The organism is Micromonospora sp. ABR4_055 (genome assembly GCF_056160425.1).
Genome location: NZ_JBSWXD010000341.1, coordinates 1 through 750, shown reverse-complemented (window position 1 = coordinate 750; position 750 = coordinate 1). Strand labels below are relative to the sequence as shown.

The following is a 750-nucleotide window of genomic DNA, read 5'->3' as shown; positions in this document are numbered from 1 at the left end:
GGGAGCGCCCGGCCACGAACCGTTCGACCAGCAGCATCGCGATGAACCCGTTACTGAACCGGCCCTTGCCGACCGCTTTCGGCGGGCCCGGCGCGGTCACCGTCCTCGCCCCGGCACACCGGCACCGCCGCCGGTACCGGCGCCGACGGTGCACCACCACCCGCACCGTCACCCGCCAATCGACCTGCTCGAAGGCGTGATCGTCGAACGCCTCGAACCGCGACGAACAGTCCGGGCAGCAGTACCCGCCCCCGGCGAAGTCCCACACCACCTCCACCCGCGGCAGATGCGAGTAATCCCTGCGACCGGCCCGCCCTCCCGGCCCCCGCCGCGGTGCCCTCTCCCGCTCACGCTCGCCAGGCTCACCGCCATACCCACCCTGGCCGTCACCGTCGCCCGCCGTCGGCTGCGGCCGAACCCGCTCCGACGAACGCCCGAACACCAACCGCTGCAACACCGCCAACTCCGCCGACACCCGCTCCAACTCGGCCTCACGCCGCACATCACGTTCCCGCAACCGCTCGTTCTCCACCCGCAGCGCCGCGTTCTCCTCCCGCAACTGCCCGGCCAACCGCTCCCACCGCTCGTTGGCCTCCACCACCCGAGCCAGCGCAGACCTCAACCCCGCGTCAGCATCCGCCTCCACCGAAGCACCAACCGAGACCGTCACGGCCGCAAATCAACACCACCACGGCTGCCGGAGCACGCACCAACTGTCCGACTACACAAAGTCACCCACGGGAACTGGGA

Annotated in this window: 1 protein-coding gene; it reads right to left on the bottom strand. The window is 70.9% G+C overall.

The window, feature by feature from the left end; translation table 11 throughout:
- The coding region (locus ACXAHD_RS32280; protein ID WP_475055201.1) for a hypothetical protein at positions 1-601 on the bottom strand (601 nt) is incomplete at its 3' end.
- Positions 602-750 lie beyond the last annotated feature (149 nt).